Source organism: Spiroplasma endosymbiont of Labia minor (genome assembly GCF_964019845.1).
Classification (GTDB): Bacteria; Bacillota_I; Bacilli_A; order Mycoplasmatales; family Mycoplasmataceae.
The window spans coordinates 614,539-636,211 of the sequence record NZ_OZ026465.1; the positions used below are offsets into that span (position 1 = coordinate 614,539).

A 21,673-nucleotide genomic window follows, 5' to 3' on the forward strand; every position below is an offset into this window, starting at 1 on the left:
TAAATATATAAAATATCATTTAGATTATTTTATTTTGATTGCACTCTACATGAACTGCATGCATATTTTCAAAATTGTTTTTACCACCTTTTGATAATGGTCTTATATAATCTATATTTCATCTATAGATTGAATTTTGATGTCCTTTTTTACTTTCGTGTGCGTCAAAAACCATAGTTTCTTTGCAAATACCACAAAGTTTATGCTTACCGCCACTATCTTGTGATTCATCACCACATTCACAATCTATTGCTTTATTTCATATGTCAATATTTAGTTGATTTAAATCCATAAAAATTATTATGCTCCTTTTTTATTTATTAATTTAACTTAACTGATATCGTTTAGTACTTGTGAAACTTCATTAAAATCTAATTTGTCAAGATCGTTATTTGTTTCATTTTTTATATCCTGTTAAAATGGAAAATATTATTTTCTCAAAGAATCATTGTCATCAAAACCATATCATTTTGTTCATTATTTATTAAATTTTCCAACATTGACTATTGGATGTTATACAAATAATCTAATCTAAATAATTATTACTAAATTCAGGATAGATAACGATTTTAATGGTAAAAAATTAACAATTCAAGAATTTTTCTCTTGTTTTGATGAATTAAATAATCAATACGTACCAAACAAACTAATTATTAAATTTCAGCGATTTTGTTTTTTAAATTCAACAAGAGTCATAATTAATTTTGATCTTAATTTACTACTGCCACAAATTTTCAACATTATGGTTTCAAATAGTTTACTTTCATTAGTATTTACATTTATACTCTTTGAGATTTCTGCAAAAAATTAGTCTATTTTATTTGAATTATCCATTATGTATTCTTCAAGCTTTTCATTTCTTAAATTTTCCAATACAAATAATTCATTTTTGATTTTCTTTAATTAACTGATTTTTTATTTTATTTATCTCATTTAACTGTGTTAAATATGTTTGATTATTTTACCTATATTTTTTAAAATTTATTTTTATAAATAAAAATTATGATAATCAATATAAATAAAACTATTGTCAATAATACTATTGCAAGTATTAAATAATTCGTAATTTTGTTGCTCTTTAATTTAGCCGGTGAAATTGAAAATAAAAACTCTCGTTAAATTTCTATTTAAATTTGAATATTACACTTGTTTGCACAATAAAATAATTGTAAACTAACAAAAATTAATTAGCTAATTGAACAACTTGACTTTTTCAATTTTGATTTTCTAGAGTGTTATAAATAGCAAATACTTTTCCATTTTTAAGAGTAACCACAGAACTTATTGTACCCTGATAATTTTCAATTGTTCCTAAAGATCCAGCATTTCTATCAAAATGACCTTCATCTGTTAATATAACTGTCTTAGCATAATTATCATTATTTTTTCAAGTCGCACCAATGATCACACCAGAAAATTGTGAAATGCAATTCAATTTTATGCTTGTATCAGAATCAATAACTCCTGAATTACCACTTCATATATCAATATGTCCTTCATCTGTTAGTTTGTAAATTGAACCAGAAGCTGTTCCTGCAACTATTAATCCATTAGACAATTCTGTTACCGAGTAAACTGCACCATCTAAAGTTTTGTCTTCTATTTTACCATTAATACCAACAGATGTATCAATTTTACCTTCGCCTGTTAATCTATAAATTGAACTCTTGCCACTATTGATTACAGAAACTAAAATTGTGTTATTTGAAAGTTGTATAATTGAACTAATGTCATCTTTAAAATCATTTTCAATTCTTCCAGTTCCATTGCCAATTAATCTATCTATATGTCCATCATTTTTTAATTTATAAAATGCTGAATTTGTTAAAGCAAAAATGTTACCGTTTTCAAGTTCTATTATTGATACTATGTCATATAGATGAGAACCAACTTCATCAAGCTTACCAGTACCATTACCAACGGACGTATCTATTTTTCCTTCTGATGTTAGTCTATATATAATATTACCACTTCCATATAAAATAATTCCGTTTGAAAGTTGATAAATACATCCATTTGAGTATTCTTGGCTTGGCATAGTGCTAATAACTTTTTCAATTGTTCCAAAATGTTTTAAAAAAATTGAAACATTTGCTGCATATTTAAATTCACTGTTATGTATAGACTTCGATATAATATAAACAGATCCTCTTAAACTATTATTTTCAACACTAAAATTATAAGCTTCAAATCAATCAGCAGAGACTTTATCATCTACTTTTTTCAGCCTATTCTCATTTTGCTTAAATCATATTTCTATGATAGAATCCTCTGTTGGCATTTTATTATGATTTAAATCTCACGAGACATCATTACTTAATATTGATAAATCCAAATCACCGTCACTTTGATTACCAGATTCAATAGTAGTTATTGCACAAGAAGATGTGCCAAATGTAGTGCTAGTTATTAATGAAACTGCTCCCAAAAAATATAATAAATTTTTCATTTTATAAATAACCTCCTAAAATAAAAATTACTGCTTGCACATTATTTATTATATTTATAGTATAAACTTTTTTTAGTTAATATAAATATAATTCAAATAAAAATTTTAATTACAAAATCATTATTATTAATTAATCATTTCATTATTTATATTATTGTAGGATATATAGTTAATATAATAATTTATAAAACTATCAAATAAAGTAATTTTAATCTAGTAAATTTAAACTTACTTATTTAATAATTATTTAATAGTATATTAAATAATTAACATATCTATTTAGAACAAACTTAAAAGTGATACTAAATAAAAGTCAAAAATCATATCTATTCCTAGATATGCTTTTTGATTTTTTTATGTATCCCACTTTTGAGGTTATCTTAAATTTATGTACAGGTTTTAACTAATTGTTAACAATATATCTTTTTTCGTGATTTTTTTACATAACAGAATACGTTTTAATTGACATAACTGTCTTATCTTTCCTTATGTAAATTAACTTAAAAAATATATTTTAAAACACTTAATTAAATTTAATTTACCAATTTATAAATTCCTCCTGATGTTCCAGCCAAAAAAATTCCGTTTGAAAGTTCTATAAATGTAGCAATAGTAAATCTAAATTTATCTTCTATTTTACCAGTTCCGTTACCAACTGATTTATCAATTTTACCTTCATCTGTTAATTTGTAAATTGAGTTACCAATTCCAACTAAAATAGTTCCATTAACAAGTTGAAATATTATTGGCCTAACATAAGTTGTAAAAACATTATTTAGTATTTTACCAGTTCCGTTACCAACTGATGTATCAATTTTACCTTCATCTGTTAACTTGTAAATTGAACCATTATTTGTACCAGCTAAAATAGTTCCATTTGAAAGCTCAGTAATTGAAGTCACGACACCATCAAAAGTTTTATCTTCTATTTTACCAGTTCCGTTACCAACTGATGTATCAATTTTACCTTCTGATGTTAGTTTATAAATTGAGTTACTTAATGTTCCAGCTAAAATAGTTCCGTTTGAAAGTTGAACAAGTGAAAAAACATCATGATCTAAACGATCTTCTAATATATTATCATTTTTGCCTTCAGCTGTTAGTTTGTAAATTAAACCACCACTTGTTCCGGCTAAAATAAGACCATTTGTAAGTTCAACAAACGAATTAATTGAATTATCAAAACTATCATCTAATTTACCAGTTCCATCACCAACTGAATGATCTATTTTACCTTCATCTGTTAATTTATAAATTGATCCACCAAATGATCCAACTAAAATAGTTCCATTTGAAAGTTGAATCATTGCAGTAGTAGCAATACTTTCAATCATTCCTTGATTAGCTGCAGAATCATCAATCGTACCTGATTGCTTTATAATTGTTTTAATGGATACTGATGTTGTATTTGTAAATTGTTTATTATGAATTGTTGTTGCAGAAATATCAATATTTCCTAGCGTATTTTTATTACCTGCACTGAAATTAATGGTTGTAAATCAAGAAATGTTAACATTTTCATTTATTATTCTCAATTCCGTCATATTTAAATCAAATCATTTTTGTTTAGCTTCAACTTCAGAAATTAATGTACCACTTGTTTTATATTCAATAGCATTCTTTAAATTTCTCAAATCTAAATTAGCATCTGATTTATTAATGAAACTAACACTGATATTTGTTGAACCATATATTCATAACGAATCACTTGTAGCAATAATTGTCACTGTAACACCTTGTGATAAATCACCAGGTTTTACAATTTTAACTACATCTGTTGTAAAATCATTCTCTGTCACTTTGCTTGTTAAATCATTTGCTTGAAATTGCTGCAAAATTTGAGCCTGTATATTGTTAATGGCTTCAACAATATCTTGATCTGTTACATTATTATTATTATTTACATAGTTATTAATAGTATTCAAGTTTATAGTATTCAAGTTTATTTTTGTTGGATGTAGTGAAACAGTAACACAAGACACAACTGATGAGGTACTCATTACTGTAATACCAATTGTACCTATCATACATAATAATTTACGCAAATAGAACTCCTTCTTTCATTTCTTATATTTTCTTTATTTTAACTTAATCAATCAGAAAATACAAATTTTGTTATGCGCCCTATACGCCCTATGCGCCTTTTCAAAATGTTTAACAGTTCTAATTGCAGCATTATGCTCTTGAATTGTTTTTTCCATTTCAAATTTTTTAGTTTTTGCATAATCTTTTGCATCCTGAGCATTTGAAATATCAGCTGACACAATTCTATGTCCAAGCATTAATTTTGCATCAATAGCTTTTTCAATACGAGCTTTATCTAACATTTGAATTGCTTTATAAAATAATCCAAAGAAAATAAATGCTGAGATTACAGCAAATGCTGCAATAATAGCAATAGTGTCTGATTTATCTAATTTGTTGATAAATGGTATAGCGTTAACAATATAACCAATACCTATCAAAAGACCTAATGATAACAATAAAGGTAATACTTTCAAAATTGCAAAATTGCAAAATTTTTTATTTTTGTTCATATGAATTCCTCCTATAGCAAAATGATATATTTTCTTATAAATTAAAAAAGAAGTTTGGTTTTTTAGAATAGTTAATGAATTGTCTTGATTTCTTTAATTTTATTGTTAGATTTTTGTATTTCCTTTTTGATTAAGTGTTCTCTAAAATAGTTTTTATTTGACTTATGATTTAAAAAATTCTTTAATGCTCCTCTAAAAAATACAGATGAAAATACTGTAGCAACAATAAAATTATTTTTCTTTGCATTTAATAATTTATTAGCTTTTTTCATTGCGTCATTTAAATATGAATTTGAATCAGTTTTTAATGTATTAATAAGTTTCTTTATTTTTTTATTTCATTTCATGTTCTAATTCCTTCTTTAATAAAGCCAATCATTATTGGTGGTAAAAAATTCAATGCACCTAGAATTGATGAATTCGTTAAATGATAACCTAGTTCTAAATTTCTTTTGTAATATTCTCCTGCTCTCTGTTTATTACATGCAGTTACCATGATATCATTTCTTTTTGATTTCAATAGAATATTCTTGGTTCATATTTTGGATTTTTAAAATAGATCATCACTGTGTATGTTCCGGTTGGTAAGGATTGAACTTTATAACCTAAAATTCACTCAGAAATAACTTGAATTAAAATTTTATCAATGTTTTTATATGTTGCTTTATCTAATTTTGATATACCCATTTTTTAACTAATGGGTCAGCTTTTTTAATTACCTTTTTCTTAATTTTAGTAACCAGTTTTTGTATAGGTTTCATAACAACATCAACTGTGCTAGATAATATTTTATTAAATTATTTTTGTAAGTCTAAAATGATAATGCTTTATTTGCACCTTTAATATATTTCATATTTTTTGTATTCTTGAGAAAATAACTTTTCAATAATTTTCATTGTTTACTTTTTCCACCAGATTATGTTAGCGGGGTTATAAATCTATCAATCATGATTTATCTCCTTTTAGCTTTAGTTTCTTTTTTGTAAGGTATCATTAGACATTAAAAATTTATCTTTTTGTTGTTGTTTTAATTGGACACGTATATAGGACTTCAAGAACTTCAATTTGAGCTTTAGATTGATTAGCTTTTCTATTAAATAAATTTTTTAATAACCCATTAACTTCAATATAATAACCAATTGGAATTTTTTTATATTTATTTCATAATTCCAAGTTTTCAAAAATTAAATCTATTCATTGATTATTATCAAATATTATCTTAATTTTCCTAATTAATCATTCAACAGAGCCATTAGCATTTTTACCAGGATGTTCTTCTGAGTTTAATAAACTTAACCCGATAAATGAATTAAATTATGTTTAATTATTTCTTTTTCCATATTACAAATCTCACTCTTCTATCATTTCAACTTTTACAGTTTTTGGTTTATCTATATTTTTATCTAAAATTAATTTTGAAATAGTTTTTGATTGAGTGTCAATAATTCCCATTAACTCTTCAATATGCTTCATTATTTTTATATTTGGACCTCTATATAATTTTTTTAAACGTAATGAAATTTCAATTAACTTGCATTCATTACAAACTTTTAGAACTTTACCTTTTACCATTAAACAACTTGAATTTGGATAGTAACTAAATTCTTTATTACATTTATTTATTCTTCATATTTTTCTTTTCTTGAATTATTTAAAACCTTCGAGAAAAATCACATTCTTTCCAGAGCCCGCTCAGGTTAGACACACTTTGCCCTACAAAAGAGCAAAGTGCCATTCTTTCCGTCACCACGCAACGGCCAGTATGCACGCGAGCATCATTTACATTTTCTGCCCCCAAAAACTTTTTCAGGAGTCTCGCTTTTGCAACTCGTAAGAGTTAAGACTGCCATAGTTAAAACTATCTACTTCTAGCTAATGCTAGATGTGTTTTGAACGCAACTCCAAAACTACTCCGCCTTTTAAGAGATGCGTCTCTAATGGTTCACGTATACCATAACCGGAGTACAATTTTGCCGCTTTCGCAAGTCGCATAAGGTGTCTCTACCCAATCTCTATAAATAGAATTTAAATAATTCTTATCTGATTTTCTTTTTTTGCTGATCCATAATAATAAATAATAATTACATCTACTTCATGCTCATTAACACGTTTGGAGTACCGAAATCAACCCCCAGCACGACCAGTTTTTGATATGAGACCTTCAATCGATTTTTTATTATTTAGAATTTTATCTTTAAAGTTTTTAATCATAAATGAATTAATTTTAAATATATTTTTATATTTAATTTCAATAGTACCTATTAGCTTGCATATGAAACCATATCTGTATTAGCTACATTATTTTGTAAAGGTCTCATTTATTGATGGGTATAAATCCCTAATTTTTTGGATAAATTTAAAATGTTCTTTTCACTCTTTACTAAAAAAGTATGAATATTAAAACCATCAAAAATTGAGGTTGTTCTATTTCCAAAAATATCGATTCCTAAATAGTAACTATTCATATAAATCAACTCTCATACTTTTTGGTCTTCTTTGAAATTTAAATTAAATGCCTCAAACGTAATTTCTAGATTTAACATTTCATACACTTCATATAAATTATTTTTTAATTAAATTAAACATTCTTTAACTTTACTGCAAGTAGGTAATTCAAATTTAATGATTTCTTCTCATTCTAATTGATAAGAACTAAATTCTTCAATTTTGTATAGAAGTCTAAATTCTTTAGAACTTCTGGAAAAACTCATATATTTGAATTCTATTCTCGCATGCATATTAAAATCTCTTTCCAATATTTATACGAAGTGTTTATTTGGTTTTACAAAAGAACAAAAAAAGACGATATTTATCGTCTTTTCCTATTTGACCCTACTTCTTTGTTATAAGTCCTATACACCCATGTAATTACTATCATTTTACTTAGTACTATTAATACAATTTTATAAAAATTAAATTTAATTAACTAATTTATAAATTGAACCACGTTCAATATTTATTCCTGCTCCTTGTAATATAAAACCATTTGAAAGCTGAATACAGTGAGCATATAAATATTTTTTTAATGTTCCATTTTCAAGTATACCTGAACCATTATTAATAGATTTATCAATTTTGCCTTCATCTGTCAGTTTGTAAATTGATCCATTTGTCGCTAACAAAATGATAACGCCGTTTGAAAGTTGAATTATTGAACTAATCGTAGAAGTAAATTCTTCATCTATTTTACCAGTTCCACCACCAACAGAAGTATCTATACTTCCATCTTCATTTAATTGATAAATTATTTTATCAGATGAAAGAAAAATTTTTCCATTTGACAATTTAGAAATTGAACTTTCTTTTGTTACAATATTATCATATAATATTCCAGTTCCATCACCAACTGATGTATCAATTTTGCCTTCATTTGTTAGTTGATAAATTTTATCATTATCTAATCCAGCTAGAATTTTTCCGTTTGAAAGTTCTTGCAATCATTGCACGTTGCCAGCAGAATCAAAGCTCTGCACAATTCCAGTTCCATCACCAACAGAGGTATCAAGTTTACCATTGTCTGTTAATTTACAAATTATGTTGCCTCCAAATGAAGCTAAAATAAGACCGTTTGAATGTTGAAACAAGTAATTAACAGATCCTAATTTATTTTCTATTATACCTCCATTACCAATAGAAGTATCAATTTTGCCTTCATCTGTTAATTTATACATAGATCCAGCATTTGTTCCGGCAAGAATAATTCCATTTGAAAGCTGAATCATTGAATACACACCAGAATCAAAAGTTTCATTTTCTATAATTCCAGTTCCGTTACCAACAGAATGGTCAAGTGTTCCAACAGCCGGTAAGATTTTGATGGTAATTTCAACCTCATTTGTAAATTCTGGATGTTCCTTTGTTGCAGAAATTTTTATTTTTCCTGAATTTAAAGTATCTCCTGGTTCAAAATTTGCACTATCAAATCAATCAACAGTTGCCTCTGATGCTACACCAATTATTTTATCCTTATTTTTTTGAAATCATAATTCCTTTGCTACCGATTCTTCTAAATTATTTTTATACGAATCTAACTGAAATGACAGATCACTATTTAAATTCATAATATCTGAATAAGAAATTAAGCCAATAGTTTTACATGAAACCACAGTTGATGAAATAGAAATTAATAAACTAGAAGACATTAATAATGTTAATAATTTTTTCATAAAATACGTCCTTTCTTTCCTCATTTCATATTAACACTTTTTTATTTTAAAATCTACACAAATTAAAAATTCGTTTTAAAACGAACAAAAATTTTTATTAAAATGTTAACTTTTTATACTCCAACAATTTTATTCAATCTTAATTAGTCACTATTTTTTTTGCTCACAAAAATTGTCCCAGAAAAATTCATATTTTTATTTGTTAATTTTTTAATAATATACGAACCAAAATCTTCTAAAATAATTGTTTCATCAATTGATATTTGTGTATTGTCATCACCTGGTAAATGATAAAGTTTATCATAATAATTGCCCAAATTATCAACAGCTATTTTATCTTCGTATGGCTGATATCATTTATTTTTTAATAAATTATCAGTTATTTTATCACTGGTATCTTCACCCAATGCATTCATCATTGTTTTTGTTTCATCCGATAATTCAATATTTCATCATTTGGAAAATTTAGTTATATTTGTTCTTGTTATTTTTGAAATAACCTCTATTAGTGTATCTAGTTTTTCCGTATCATTTTTAAGATTCGTTAATTCATCTTTATTTACACGATAATAGTGATTTAATGTCGGTATAAACTGGTCACCAAAAGCTGATATTAGTTGAAATCAAAATAATGCTCCATAATCTGTTGTCACATATTCGTTATATAAATTAAGATTTGCAAAAGTAATTCCATTAGTTGCTAGTGCTTTTATCTTTGTTATATATTCGTTACTATTATCATATCATTTAACTAATCAACCTGTTGTGCTATCATAATTGCTAGGATCTGCATTCTCTTCATAAAATTTTCTGGAAATCATAAATGAGTTTATATTAACAGTAACTTCAGTTCATCAACTTAATTTATAGTTTGTATTTTGGTATGTGTGACCGATTTCATGTCATAAACCTCAATTAATTTCTGCCTTCATTTTTTTCAATGCCTCATTATCATTTTTTGCATTTGTTAAATTTAATGATGGATTTAGTATCAACGAATCATAAACAGTTTTAACATTTAAGCCTCAATTACTTTTACCCACATATTTACCATTAACTTCTTCAAAACAAACATCATGCATAGAAATATACATATCTGTAGCATAATATTGACCAGCACCAGCATCATTGTCAAAGGCCATTAATTTGTAATTTGGTGCATAATCATTACCATAATAATTTTCATTTAGACCATAATTTTCATCAGATGCTTCTCTTGCAGCATCTAAATAATTTACTAATGCATTTATAGAAAAATTATGATAATCAATATCTTTTTCCATTCTGAATGTCAAATAAGTCAATAGTCTCTTAACTTCAATAATATATATAAATTTTTTTCCTTCAAGAATCATAAATGGATTATCAGGTATTATGGTTTCATCCAACACAGAATTTCTGGTAAATTTATATCTACTTTCAAGCTTATACAATTCGTTCCATATTTCTGAATTTGAATAAGAATTTTCATTAAAATTATAATATAAATTTTCCATTAATTTATTAGATTTAACGGTTATTCCATTTCTTATCTTTGAAATATCTTCTTTCTGAAATCAAGGAAAATCTGTAAAAAATAAGAATCCAGAAATATTTGCAGTAAAAGTATATTCTTTGTTGTACTGAAAACCATTATCTTTTTTTAAAGGTAATTCTTGTTTACTATTTGACTTTGTTAAACCATAAGATGCAAAAATACCACCGTAAAATATTGAAATACTAAATAATTTCATATCTGGATATTTCGTGATTAATTCATCATATGTTTCAATGCCATCCATTTTGAATTTAATAGTTATACTATCATTTTGCTTTATGAAATATTTTGTAGTTGCAAATGGTGAATGTTTTAAAACTGTTTGATTAATTGATTTTAATTCATCTAATGTAAAATCTTTTTTATTTTCTTTTACAGCATTGTTAAATTCTCTATTATATTTGCCATCTGAACCATTATCAATTTCTATAGTAGCGCATGAAATTAAATTAGTGAAGCTTGCAGTAGACAGATTTACTAATATTATAAATGATAAAATTTTTTTCATTAAATTGACCTCCTGACTTATAAATTAAAAATTATACCTTATTTCTAATTAATATAATTATTTAATTTAGAAGTAAATGTTAATATGTTATTAAAATCATTCTAAAATTAATATTTTTTGTAAAAGGAAATGCTATTAAAATTATTAAATAAAAACTCTTTAATTAATTTGATGATTTTTAAAACTAATATTTGCAAATAAAAAAATTGCAGAAAATAAATGTTACATACATTTATGCTTTAATTATAACATTTTTTTGAACCAAATTTTATTCAACCCTACCTACGTATTATTGGTTGTTATTTATGATAATCATTTTTATTTTTTTTAAGAGAATTAAAAAAATATAAAATCAAACCAATTTTATATTCATTTTTAGTATAAGTTATTTCTATTAAATGTATTTATATTTAATAGAAATGCAACTCCGCATTTTTTCTTCTGCAAATCTGAGCAGAGTTGAATTATCAGTCTCTGCACCAAAATTAAATAATTGCCTTTTCTGCATTGTATTAATATCTAATTCATAATCGCATCATTAATAATATTTAATTTCTCAACCTTTTCCATTGCCAAATCAAAAAGTTTACATTTTTTGGAAATTAATTTTAAACAGTTGCGGTATACTTTTCATTTTAGCTTTCGATCATTCTCTAAATTTTTATCTTTAATAACTTGTTTTATATTCCTTTTTTGAACTTTCTTTTGTGCTAAAGGTTTTAATTCACTAATAACTTTATCTTTTGATATATCATAAGTATATTGCACTAACCAATCACTATATTTAAATGAATCGTAAATTGTTATCTTAATAAAATTATGGAATTTTTGATGATATAGTTAATATAATTTATAAAACTATCAAATAAAGTAATTTTAATCTAGTAAATTTAAACTTGCTTATTTAATAATTTTTAATGGCATATTAAATAATTAACATATCTATTTAGAACAAACTTAAAAGTGATACTAAATAAAAGTCAAAAAACATATCTAGGAATAGATATACTTTTTGACTTTTTTATGTGTCCCCTTTTGGGGTTCCCCTTAATTCCAGATATGTTTTTTTGACTTTTTGATTTGCATTAAATTATTAATCTATAAAAATTAATTTACCAATTTATAAATTGAACCATTTAATTTTCCTTCATAAAATAAATGACCACCAGTTCCAGCAAGAATTGTTCCGTTTGTAAGTTGAATAATATTAGAAACACCCAATTCTAAATCTTCATCTTCTAGTTTACCAGTTCCATCACCAACTGAATGATCTATTTTACCTTCATCTGTTAATTTGTAAATTGAACCAAAGTATTCATCTTTTTTTCAGCTTGTACCAGCTAAAATTGTGCCATTTGAAAGTTGAAAAACAGAAGTGACATAACCATCAAAAGTTTCATTTTCTATAATACCAGTTCCATCACCAACTGATGTATCAATTTTGCCTTCATCTGTTAACTTGTAAATTGATTTACCAGCTGTTCCAGTAATAATTGTTCCGTTTGTAAGTTGAGTAAATGATAAAGGGCCGAAATTATAAAATTTTCCATCGACTATTTTACCAGTTCCATCACCAATAGTGGTATCAATTTTGCCTTCAGCTGTTAGTTTGTAAATTGAACCATGACTTGTCCCAACTAATATTAAACCATTTGAAAGTTCTATAATTCTTATCTTTGGTCCATCAAACGGTGCCCTTTCAATAATACCCGTTCCATTACCTACAGATGTGTCAATTTTTCCTTCGTCTGTTAGTTTGTAGATTGAACCATTAGCATTATTATATGTAAGAGCTAAAATAATACCATTTGAAAGTTGATATATCGAATCAACACCGAGTAAATCTTCAACTTTTTTATCAATCTTCCCTTCATCTGTTAGTTTGTAAATTGAGCCCGAACCTGTTCCAGCAAGAATTGTTCCATTTGTAAGTTGAATGAGTGCAGTGCAACCGGAATCTAAAGTTTTATCTTCTGGTATGTCAACAGAACTATCGATTGTACCTGACTGTTTTATAACTGTTTTAATTGAAGTTTTTGATATATTTAAAAATTCTTTATTTTGAGTTATATTTGCTGAAATATCTACATTTCCATTATGTTTTTCATCTCCAGGATTAAAATTTGATGTTTCAAATCAATCAATAGTTACGCTTTTATTTGCTGCTTTTAAAGTTTCCAAATTTGCATTAAATCATCTATGTTTTGCTTCTGCTTCTGTAATTGCAACACCTGATGTTTGATATTCAACATTAGTATTTGTTAAAGCACTTAAATCTAACAACGAACCAAAAATTACTTCAATACTTGTTTTACCTCTTAAATATTGTGAAGTAGCTGTTGCAGTAATTGTCACATCAACTCCAGCTGATAAATCACTATTTTCTATAATCACATCTGCTGCGTTTGTTGTAAAGTCAATATCTGTAATATTATTTGTTATGGATTCTTTTAGTTGATTTAAAATTTCTGCTTGCACATTTTTAATTGCATCTATCATTTCTTGGTCATTAATATTTTTATTGTCATTTACTAAGTTTGTATATTCTTGAAAAATAACTTTACTCAAATCAGTTGCATTATCTTCTGTTTGAATTTTGCCACAAGCAACAACTGATGTTGTTGCAGTTGTTGTAAGCCCTAAAATAGCTAATATACTTAATAATTTTTTCATATCTAATGTCCTCCTTAATTTGACTAAATAATTCTAGTCCAAAAATTAATAAAATGCAAATAATATTAAATTTTGGGGTGCATAACTTTAAGGTAGGGAATGGAAAATACGCTTTTTTATTCATTTGTGTTTTAGTATGCATTTTTTTAATATTTAAGTAAAAAACAAAAAATTAAAAAGCTCAAAGTGCCCTCATATAATTTTATTTGTTCTTGTTACATTATCTGTCATCTCGTTTTCTAATTAAAATTCAAATGTGATTTCTTTTAAATATTTTGACATAATTTCAGCTTCATCAATTATTTTTTATTTTTTGTCATAACAGCACTTTCTCCTATTATGTCTTTTTTACCTAAATCAGTAACAAATGACGAAGAAAGCACTATCTCACGACAGGGGAACCATTAATTACTGGTTTAGACAAACAAAAAACATATCTATTCCTAGATATGTTTTTTTGACTTTTTTATGTGTCCCACTTTTGGGGTTCACACTAATTTTCCTAGATATGTTTTTTGACTTTTTTATGTGTCCCACTTTTGGGGTTCATCTTAGGTTTTAATAAGCAAAATAAGAAATTTCTAATTTCTAATACCAATAAAAAACTCATAATTATTTTATTTAGACAGGTTTTTATTGTAATTTACATAAAAACTATTTAAAAAAATCTAGGCATTTTCTTTTGTGATATTAAATCTTGCTACAAGATATCTTGTTATTACATAATCACTAGTGTTTGATGGGTCATCACTACTTTCTTCTGAATATTCACGTTTTACATACAACATAATAACTGATAAACTGTTTTCTGCAGCATCCCATAATTCTTTTAAGGGTCCATCTTCAATAAAATGACCACTTATTATTACAGTTAAATCCTTTCAAGTAGTTTTTCCTATAACAATATTTTCTTGAAAATTATAATCGTTCATTTTTTTTACACAATTAGATATAAAATAAGCTAATTCATTAACTTTAAAATATCCCTGAACTAAATTTCGTAATGCTCCAATTGTCGGTGCATTTGACATTGAAATGTTAATAGTGATGTCTTTTGTAATTCATTCGTCATTGGTTACAACACCACACGATACTGCAGTAACGGGAGTAACTGATAAACCAAAAATTGATAATAAATTTAATAATTTTTTCATAAATAACCTTTCTAAAAACTAAAAATTAAACTTTGATTTTAATTAAAAAGCAAGTTTCTAATAGAAATAAATATATTTCTATAACTATTTTAACATTTTTTTAACAGAATAGATACATAACAAACACCACGGGACTGAATAAAATTAGTACATCTTCAATATCTTAAAGATAAAATTCATATTGTGATATAATTAAAGAATAAAGGTTTTTGTAAACACATTTTAGGGGTAGATACAAATGCAATTTAAATCTGAATTTTATAAAAGCATCGACAGCGAATTTCATATTATTATTGAACGTGAATTTTTATCTGGAGGAAATCCAGTTACAAATTTACAAGTGAAAATGTTTTATTTATTAAAACACCACTATGATTCAAAAGAACAATTTGATAGAGCAATTATTTCAGAAATAACAGATACTCTTCAATCTTTAGAAAATGCAATCATCAAAAAAACAACTTCATATCAAAAACTTGCGCACGATTCATACCATCAAAATATTGATGCCCAAAAATGAATAGATTTTGCGCAAAGTCAAGCAACAATGCTTTCATATGAAATGTATAATGAAAGTGAACTGAAATATTTAAGACATTTTCATATTGTTTGATTAACTTGAATTTATTGTGATGAAGAATTAAAAAAATTACGTATTCGTTCATCTAGAGATATGTATAATTCAATTGGTAAAAATGAAAAAACATTAATAGAAAAAAGAAATAAGTATTTAAAAAGAAACCTAAACAATCAATAAAAAACACTAATATTGTTAATTTCAATATTAGTGTTTTTTATTTTTCATAGCCAATTAAGAAATCACTATCTTTTAATTTTGATGACATATTGATAATTGTATTAATTAATTCATCTGGTTCATCTATCAATATCATTGGATATTTTTTGTCAAAATAAGGTTTTAAATAACTGATTTTATTTTGCAAAATTGTAATTCACTGATGGGCAATTTTATTTAAAGCTTCCATTCCCTCTCTTTGCTTTAAAGTCCTAATTTGCTCTGCAATTTTTTGATCTAATTTTTTATATAAATTACTAGATTTATTATTAATTCATTTTTTATAAAATGGATAACCAACTGGAATTGTTCTCATTATTGGCGAAATAAAATATCTAATTTCTTTATCTCTTGAATGATCAAAAATAATTTTAGAATAACCATTATCATTTGATATTTTATTTTGATAATTATACATAATGTCATAATTTTTTAAATCACAAAAAACAATTTTCTCAAATCAATTTTCTGGTAATTTAAACATTGAATTTGTAAATAATGAATATCTAGATATTCCAGAAAAAAGCTCTTCATTTTCAAATAAAAATTCTGAAAAATACGCTGTATTTTTCAATCATATTCTAGAAAGAATATAATTAATAATTAATCTAAAATTCATATTTTTTTTAATGAAATGTTTTAAATTCTTTTTTGATAAAAATGCTTTTTCATTAACTTGTTTTCATTCATTTTTTATTGTATCGTAAAATTTTCTACGAATATATTTGTTTAATTTTGTAGCAAGTAGTTCATTTCATCATCTAAGAATTAACATATCTAAAAAATAATAATATTCAAAATCATCTTTTAACATAAATTTTATTAACTTTTTCAATGAATTTAAAACATTTAAAGAAAGATTATTTGCATATTTTCAAGCACTTGTTAAATCAAGTATTCCATCTTCTTGCTTAATTCCATTTCGATTAATATATATTTTATTAAATTGACCATCTATTTCTTTAATAACATAAATTAATCTAATATTGATAATTTTATTTTTAATTTTTGTATTTAATTTGACATATGTATCATCAGGTGACATTGTTATATTATATTTATTAGTCAAAAAAGATTGCAATATATTTTCTATTTTTTGAAATACAATTTTAAAATTATCTGATTTTTTAAGCTTAAAATATTTAACTAAAGCTAAATCAATATTAATTACATCATCATAATCTGTTAATGAATTATAAGCATATTCACCAATTTTTTTTAAATCAAAATTATTTTTTAAAAATAATTTTTTTAATTCGCTATAAATTTTATTAATTTCGGAGATTATATTTGTATCTATATTAATTTTAGCATTTACTGCTCTTGTGAATTTTGAAACATCAGGAATTTTATTATTTGAAATCATGAACATGCCTCCTTATAAAAAATAAAGGAACACAAAAGTGTTCCATAAATGCCTTATTTTATTCGGCATCGGTATCTTCCAAAGCATCCCATTCTTCTTTTGTGAATCTTATACTACCATTTTCATCAATAACATTTCCTGATTTATCAAATTTAAATTCATAAACTTGTCCATGAATATTTTCCTTTGAAGCTTCAGTTAAAATTTTTTCTGAATTAGCTTTTGCTTTTTTGATTAAATCTGTATTTTTGTTTTCCGCCATAAGTAATGACCTCCTGAACATTCATACATTTTAATTTTATATTAATTCCATATGATAGTAAATAGCAAACAACATAAAAGTACCTATGTCTGTATTGTCTGGATATATATATTTTTTTGTAACTTTTAAACCGCTATCTTCTATTTTTTTCTCTCAATTATGAACTAATATATTTTTTGATTTAGATTGATTTATTATATATGCATTAATATCATAGATAAAGTATATTGAGCGTTCATTATTTTCCACACCAACGTTACGTAATGAACTGTGTTCTTCTGCATATTTTGTAAATTCAATGACAAAGTTTTTTAAATCAGGAAACATACCATGATAAACTCAATTAAATTTTTTGAATTTAACGTTTCTATAAATTTTTGTAATTAATTTTGCATTTTTATTATAAAAATCATTAGTTGTAAATAAAGATTCAACAACTTCATTTTTTGTAAAAAACATTTTAAATAAACTCGAAGTTCAAGTTCGCATGTAAATATTATTTTGTTGAATAAATCATTGCAATTTTGATAAAATAGCTAATTTCATATATAAAAGTTTCATTTTGTTATAACCATTATTTTTTGCAATTAAGTATATTTCATAAAATAGAAATGATAATTTTTTCAATAATAATTTGTCCAAAATTTTATAATTTCTTACGTACTCCAATGTAAACGATCTACGATAAACATTACGAACACAAATCAATTTGTAAATTTTTTTAGATGATAGACAAGAACGATAAATAATTTTATAAATTTTACCGTCTATTTTCACAGAAATAATTATATTATCTTGAAATAAATTGCCACTGATTGTTTGATTCTGCCATTCAACTTCAATTTCATCATTATTTTTGTACATTTCAAATAATTTTTCATAAACTATTTTATTATAATCACAAATAAAACAATCATCAAAATGTTCATAACTATCAATTTCATTTTCATAAACATCAAACATTGATTGCTTTAGATGCACAATACCTAATAAATCTATTTTTGGATCTGAATCAATTTTATATAATCCAATTGTTGCAAAAGAGCCATGAATTTTTATTGTAACGATATTTTTTAAAATTAACTTAATATTATTTATTTCAATATTAATTTTTTCTATGACATGTTTTGATATACTAATTTCATTTAATCTTGTTTTAATTAATTTATAGTCTTTTCGAACATCATCGCGATTTAATTTTTCAAAATTCATTAGTTTTTTCCTATATTTCTATAAATTATTTACAAAATTAATTATAGACATCATATAAATTGCCGCAGTTTCAGTTCTAAAAATTTTTTCATCTAATTTTACTGAAATAAAGCCTATATCTATGAGTTTTTCAATTTCAAATTTATCAAAACCACCTTCTGGTCCAATTATAAAAGAAGATGTCATATTTTTTTTTGGATTAAAAATTGCTTGATTTGATTCTAATTCATACGCAAGAAAGTTTTGTTCTTGTAAATAATTTTTCAATAAATTTATATCTTTTACAATATTATGAATTTTTGGAATAAAAGTTTGATGAGATTGTTCAGATGCATCTTCACATATACTAGTTCATCTAGCAATTTTATTTTCAATTTTATCGTGTTTAATTTCTACAATCGATCTTTTAAACTGCACTGGAATAATATCTGTTACTCCAAGTTCTGTAAGTTTTTGCAAAATAAAATCTCATTTTTGTTCTTTAATTAAACCAACAATTGCAATAGTTTTAATTTGTTTTGATTTATGAATTGAAATATTTTCCAATGTAATAATACCATTATTATCTGATTTAACATTACCAATATAACCCAAATTATCAAATATTATTTCAATTCTTTCATTATTTTTAATGCGCACAACATTTTTGAAATGATAATAATTTTCTCCTCTCAAATCAAAAGTTGTCTCATCTATTTTTAATGCAAAATATCTGTGCATAAAATTACCATAAAATAAAAAAGAGATTAATTCTCTTTATTTATATCATTTAAAATTTCATCAATTCTATTTGCAGTTTCAAGTGAATCATCAAAAACAAATTCTAATTCTGGTACAGCCCTCATACTAACTTTTTCAGCCAAATTATGTCTAATTTCTTTTAAATAATTAGCTATTTCTGCTGTTACTTCTTCTTTTAAATAATCACCAACAAATGAATAAAAAACTTTTGCTTTAGATAAATCTGATGTTAATCTAACTTCATGAACTGTTAAACTTGGGATTATTTCTGAATTCAAAAAATTTCTAACCATTAAATTTAATTCACGTAAAATAGTTGATTGCAATCGTTCTACTTTAATATCATTACTCATAATTTATTTTACCTCTTCAATTTTATATGCTTCTATAATATCATTTTCTTTTATATCATTAAAGTTTTTAATTGTTAAACCACAATCCATACCAACTTTAACTTCTTTTACATCATCTTTAACATGTTTTAATGATGATAATTCACCAGTATAAATGACAACACCATCACGAATAATTCTAACTTTACTGCCTCTTGGAATAGTACCATTTGTCACATGACATCCGGCAATAGTTCCAACAGCTGAATGTTTAAAAATTTGACGTACTTGTAATTCACCAAGAATTTGTTCTTCAAAAACTGGGTCTAATAATCCTTTTGCTGCTTGTTCTAATTCTTCGATCATTTTGTAAATAATAGTATGTAGTCTTATGTCAACACCATCATCTTCGGCTTTTTGACGTACTTGTGCTGTTGGTCTTACATTAAAACCATAAACAATTGATTTTGAAGCCGTAGCCAAAGTGACATCTGATGCCGAAATTGCCCCAACCGTTGCTCTAATAATATCTAAACGAACACCATCAATATTAATTTTTTGCAATGAACTACGTACAGCTTCTGCTGTACCTTGAGTATCTGCTTTTATAATTATTCCTAAAGTTTTCAAAGAACCTTCTTCAATTTTAGCTTTAATAGCATCTAAAGATAAAGTATTTCTTTTTGATCTTTCTTCAATTGCAAGTTTTTCGGCTTGCGCTTGGGCAATTTGTCTTGCTATTTTTTCTTCTGGTATCGCAATAAATTTATCTCCTGCACGTGGGACATCATTTAAACCAATAATTTGTACTGGTTCTGAAGGGATAACTTCTTTTACTTTTGCACCACGTTCATTTTGCATATCCTTAATTGTGCCATAAGTTCCACCAGCAACAACAATATCTTTAATTTTTAAAGTTCCACCTTGCACAAGTACAGTAGCAACCGGTCCCTTATTTTTATCTAAATGAGCTTCGATTACTGTACCATTTGCATATCTATTTGGATTTGCACATAATTTATTGATTTCTGCAATTAAATATATTGTTTCTAATAAAGAGTTTATTCCCATTTTTTGTTTTGCAGAACCCTCAACAAATGGAATATCACCACCAAATTCTTCTGCAACAATATTAAAACGCATTAATTCTGTTTTAACTTTATCTGGATCTGAACCTGGTTTATCAATTTTATTTACAAAAACAATAATTGGAACATTGGCAGCTTTTGCATGGTCAATTGCCTCTTCTGTTTGTGGCATGATGCCATCATCTGCTGCTACAACCAAAATAACGATATCTGTAACTTCTGAACCACGAGCTCTCATTTCTGTAAAAGCTTCATGTCCTGGAGTATCAATGAAAGTAATTTTTTTACCATCCAAATTAACTTGATACGCACCTATATGTTGTGTTATACCACCAAATTCACCATCCACAACATGTGTATTTCTAATTGAATCTAATAAGGTTGTTTTACCATGGTCAACATGCCCCATTATAGTTACCACAGGTGGTTTAACTTTTAAATCTTCCGGATTATCATCATGTTTAAATGAATTGAAAAAGTTTTCTTTAGAAACAACTTCTTCTTTTTTAAAGTCATAACCAAATTCTAGAGCCAATTCACCCATTTGTTCTTCTGTCAACATTGCGTTTTGATTGACCATTAAACCTCGTTTAAAGAAAATTTTAACTATTTCTGCTGAGGTTTTACCAATTTTTAAAGCAAAATCACCTATTGTTAATGGTTCTGTATAAATAAAGACACCCTCAACAATTCCAGTATCTTTTTTTTCATTAAATTTAGATTTCAATGTTTGAGATTGTTTCTTTTGTGATTGTCTTTGGAGTTGATTTTTTGATGCTTGATTTTTTTTATTATCTTTTGTTGATGAATTATTATTGTTTTTTGGCATAATTTCACTTCCTTCTTATGTTC

The 21,673-nt window shown here is 25.4% G+C and carries 23 protein-coding genes; 1 reads left to right on the plus strand and 22 read right to left on the minus strand.

The window, feature by feature from the left end; translation table 4 throughout:
- Positions 1-19: 19 nt before the first annotated feature.
- The 16 genes from AACK85_RS03175 to AACK85_RS03250 form a co-directional block, all read right to left on the minus strand.
- Positions 20-292, minus strand: a complete 273-nt coding sequence (locus AACK85_RS03175; RefSeq protein WP_338969319.1) for an HNH endonuclease — start codon at positions 290-292, stop codon at positions 20-22.
- Between the two features lie 891 nt (positions 293-1,183).
- The gene (locus tag AACK85_RS03180) at positions 1,184-2,449 is read right to left on the minus strand and encodes a hypothetical protein (RefSeq protein WP_338969320.1); all 1,266 of its coding nucleotides are present in this window, start codon (positions 2,447-2,449) and stop codon (positions 1,184-1,186) included.
- A gap of 533 nt (positions 2,450-2,982) precedes the next feature.
- Entirely contained in the window at positions 2,983-4,494 is a 1,512-nt protein-coding gene (locus tag AACK85_RS03185) for a hypothetical protein (RefSeq protein WP_338969321.1), read from the minus strand.
- 33 nt (positions 4,495-4,527) lie between these two features.
- Entirely contained in the window at positions 4,528-4,986 is a 459-nt protein-coding gene (locus tag AACK85_RS03190) for a hypothetical protein (RefSeq protein WP_338969322.1), read from the minus strand.
- A 71-nt stretch (positions 4,987-5,057) separates the two neighbouring features.
- A complete protein-coding gene (locus AACK85_RS03195) occupies positions 5,058-5,333 on the minus strand; it encodes a hypothetical protein (RefSeq protein ID WP_338969323.1) in 276 nt (91 codons plus the stop codon).
- A complete protein-coding gene (locus AACK85_RS03200; protein WP_338969324.1) occupies positions 5,312-5,482 on the minus strand; it encodes a hypothetical protein in 171 nt (56 codons plus the stop codon). Before AACK85_RS03200 ends, AACK85_RS03195 begins: the two co-directional genes overlap by 22 nt.
- Positions 5,476-5,673 carry a hypothetical protein gene (locus tag AACK85_RS03205; protein ID WP_338969325.1) on the minus strand — a complete coding sequence of 66 codons (198 nt, stop codon included), beginning with the start codon at positions 5,671-5,673 and terminating at the stop codon, positions 5,476-5,478. The genes AACK85_RS03200 and AACK85_RS03205 overlap by 7 nt, the downstream gene beginning before the upstream one ends.
- Before the next feature lie 654 nt (positions 5,674-6,327).
- Positions 6,328-6,558 carry a hypothetical protein gene (locus tag AACK85_RS03210; protein WP_338969326.1) on the minus strand — a complete coding sequence of 77 codons (231 nt, stop codon included), beginning with the start codon at positions 6,556-6,558 and terminating at the stop codon, positions 6,328-6,330.
- 453 nt (positions 6,559-7,011) lie between these two features.
- Positions 7,012-7,197 carry a hypothetical protein gene (locus tag AACK85_RS03215; protein WP_338969327.1) on the minus strand — a complete coding sequence of 62 codons (186 nt, stop codon included), beginning with the start codon at positions 7,195-7,197 and terminating at the stop codon, positions 7,012-7,014.
- Between the two features lie 107 nt (positions 7,198-7,304).
- Positions 7,305-7,529, minus strand: coding sequence for a hypothetical protein (locus AACK85_RS03220; protein WP_338969328.1), 225 nt, complete (start codon positions 7,527-7,529; stop codon positions 7,305-7,307).
- A 30-nt stretch (positions 7,530-7,559) separates the two neighbouring features.
- Positions 7,560-7,724 (minus strand): hypothetical protein, encoded by a 165-nt coding sequence (locus AACK85_RS03225; RefSeq protein WP_338969329.1) that lies wholly within the window; start codon positions 7,722-7,724, stop codon positions 7,560-7,562.
- 180 nt (positions 7,725-7,904) lie between these two features.
- Positions 7,905-9,152 (minus strand): hypothetical protein, encoded by a 1,248-nt coding sequence (locus AACK85_RS03230; RefSeq protein ID WP_338969330.1) that lies wholly within the window; start codon positions 9,150-9,152, stop codon positions 7,905-7,907.
- 143 nt (positions 9,153-9,295) lie between these two features.
- The gene (locus AACK85_RS03235) at positions 9,296-11,197 is read right to left on the minus strand and encodes a M60 family metallopeptidase (protein WP_338969331.1); all 1,902 of its coding nucleotides are present in this window, start codon (positions 11,195-11,197) and stop codon (positions 9,296-9,298) included.
- A gap of 519 nt (positions 11,198-11,716) precedes the next feature.
- Positions 11,717-11,965, minus strand: coding sequence for a hypothetical protein (locus AACK85_RS03240; RefSeq protein WP_338969332.1), 249 nt, complete (start codon positions 11,963-11,965; stop codon positions 11,717-11,719).
- A 339-nt stretch (positions 11,966-12,304) separates the two neighbouring features.
- On the minus strand, positions 12,305-13,870 hold the full coding sequence (locus AACK85_RS03245) for a lipoprotein (RefSeq protein ID WP_338969333.1): 1,566 nt from the start codon (positions 13,868-13,870) through the stop codon (positions 12,305-12,307).
- 668 nt (positions 13,871-14,538) lie between these two features.
- The gene (locus AACK85_RS03250; RefSeq protein WP_338969334.1) at positions 14,539-15,024 is read right to left on the minus strand and encodes a hypothetical protein; all 486 of its coding nucleotides are present in this window, start codon (positions 15,022-15,024) and stop codon (positions 14,539-14,541) included.
- 238 nt (positions 15,025-15,262) lie between these two features.
- Here AACK85_RS03250 and AACK85_RS03255 point away from each other — a divergent pair, with 238 nt between their 5' ends.
- The gene (locus tag AACK85_RS03255) at positions 15,263-15,781 is read left to right on the plus strand and encodes a hypothetical protein (protein ID WP_338969335.1); all 519 of its coding nucleotides are present in this window, start codon (positions 15,263-15,265) and stop codon (positions 15,779-15,781) included.
- Between the two features lie 37 nt (positions 15,782-15,818).
- Here AACK85_RS03255 and AACK85_RS03260 read toward each other — a convergent pair whose 3' ends face one another.
- The 6 genes from AACK85_RS03260 to infB are packed head-to-tail and all read right to left on the minus strand — an operon-like array spanning position 15,819 to position 21,650.
- Positions 15,819-17,186 (minus strand): hypothetical protein, encoded by a 1,368-nt coding sequence (locus AACK85_RS03260; RefSeq protein ID WP_338969336.1) that lies wholly within the window; start codon positions 17,184-17,186, stop codon positions 15,819-15,821.
- A 58-nt stretch (positions 17,187-17,244) separates the two neighbouring features.
- Entirely contained in the window at positions 17,245-17,448 is a 204-nt protein-coding gene (locus AACK85_RS03265) for a hypothetical protein (protein WP_338969337.1), read from the minus strand.
- A 36-nt stretch (positions 17,449-17,484) separates the two neighbouring features.
- Positions 17,485-18,660 (minus strand): hypothetical protein, encoded by a 1,176-nt coding sequence (locus AACK85_RS03270; RefSeq protein WP_338969338.1) that lies wholly within the window; start codon positions 18,658-18,660, stop codon positions 17,485-17,487.
- 18 nt (positions 18,661-18,678) lie between these two features.
- Positions 18,679-19,380: an RsmE family RNA methyltransferase gene (locus tag AACK85_RS03275; RefSeq protein WP_338969339.1), complete on the minus strand. Its 702-nt coding sequence runs from the start codon at positions 19,378-19,380 to the stop codon at positions 18,679-18,681.
- Positions 19,381-19,406: 26 nt separating this feature from the next.
- Entirely contained in the window at positions 19,407-19,754 is a 348-nt protein-coding gene (gene rbfA / locus AACK85_RS03280; protein WP_338969340.1) for a 30S ribosome-binding factor RbfA, read from the minus strand.
- 3 nt (positions 19,755-19,757) lie between these two features.
- Positions 19,758-21,650 carry a translation initiation factor IF-2 gene (gene infB, locus AACK85_RS03285; protein ID WP_338969341.1) on the minus strand — a complete coding sequence of 631 codons (1,893 nt, stop codon included), beginning with the start codon at positions 21,648-21,650 and terminating at the stop codon, positions 19,758-19,760.
- Positions 21,651-21,673 lie beyond the last annotated feature (23 nt).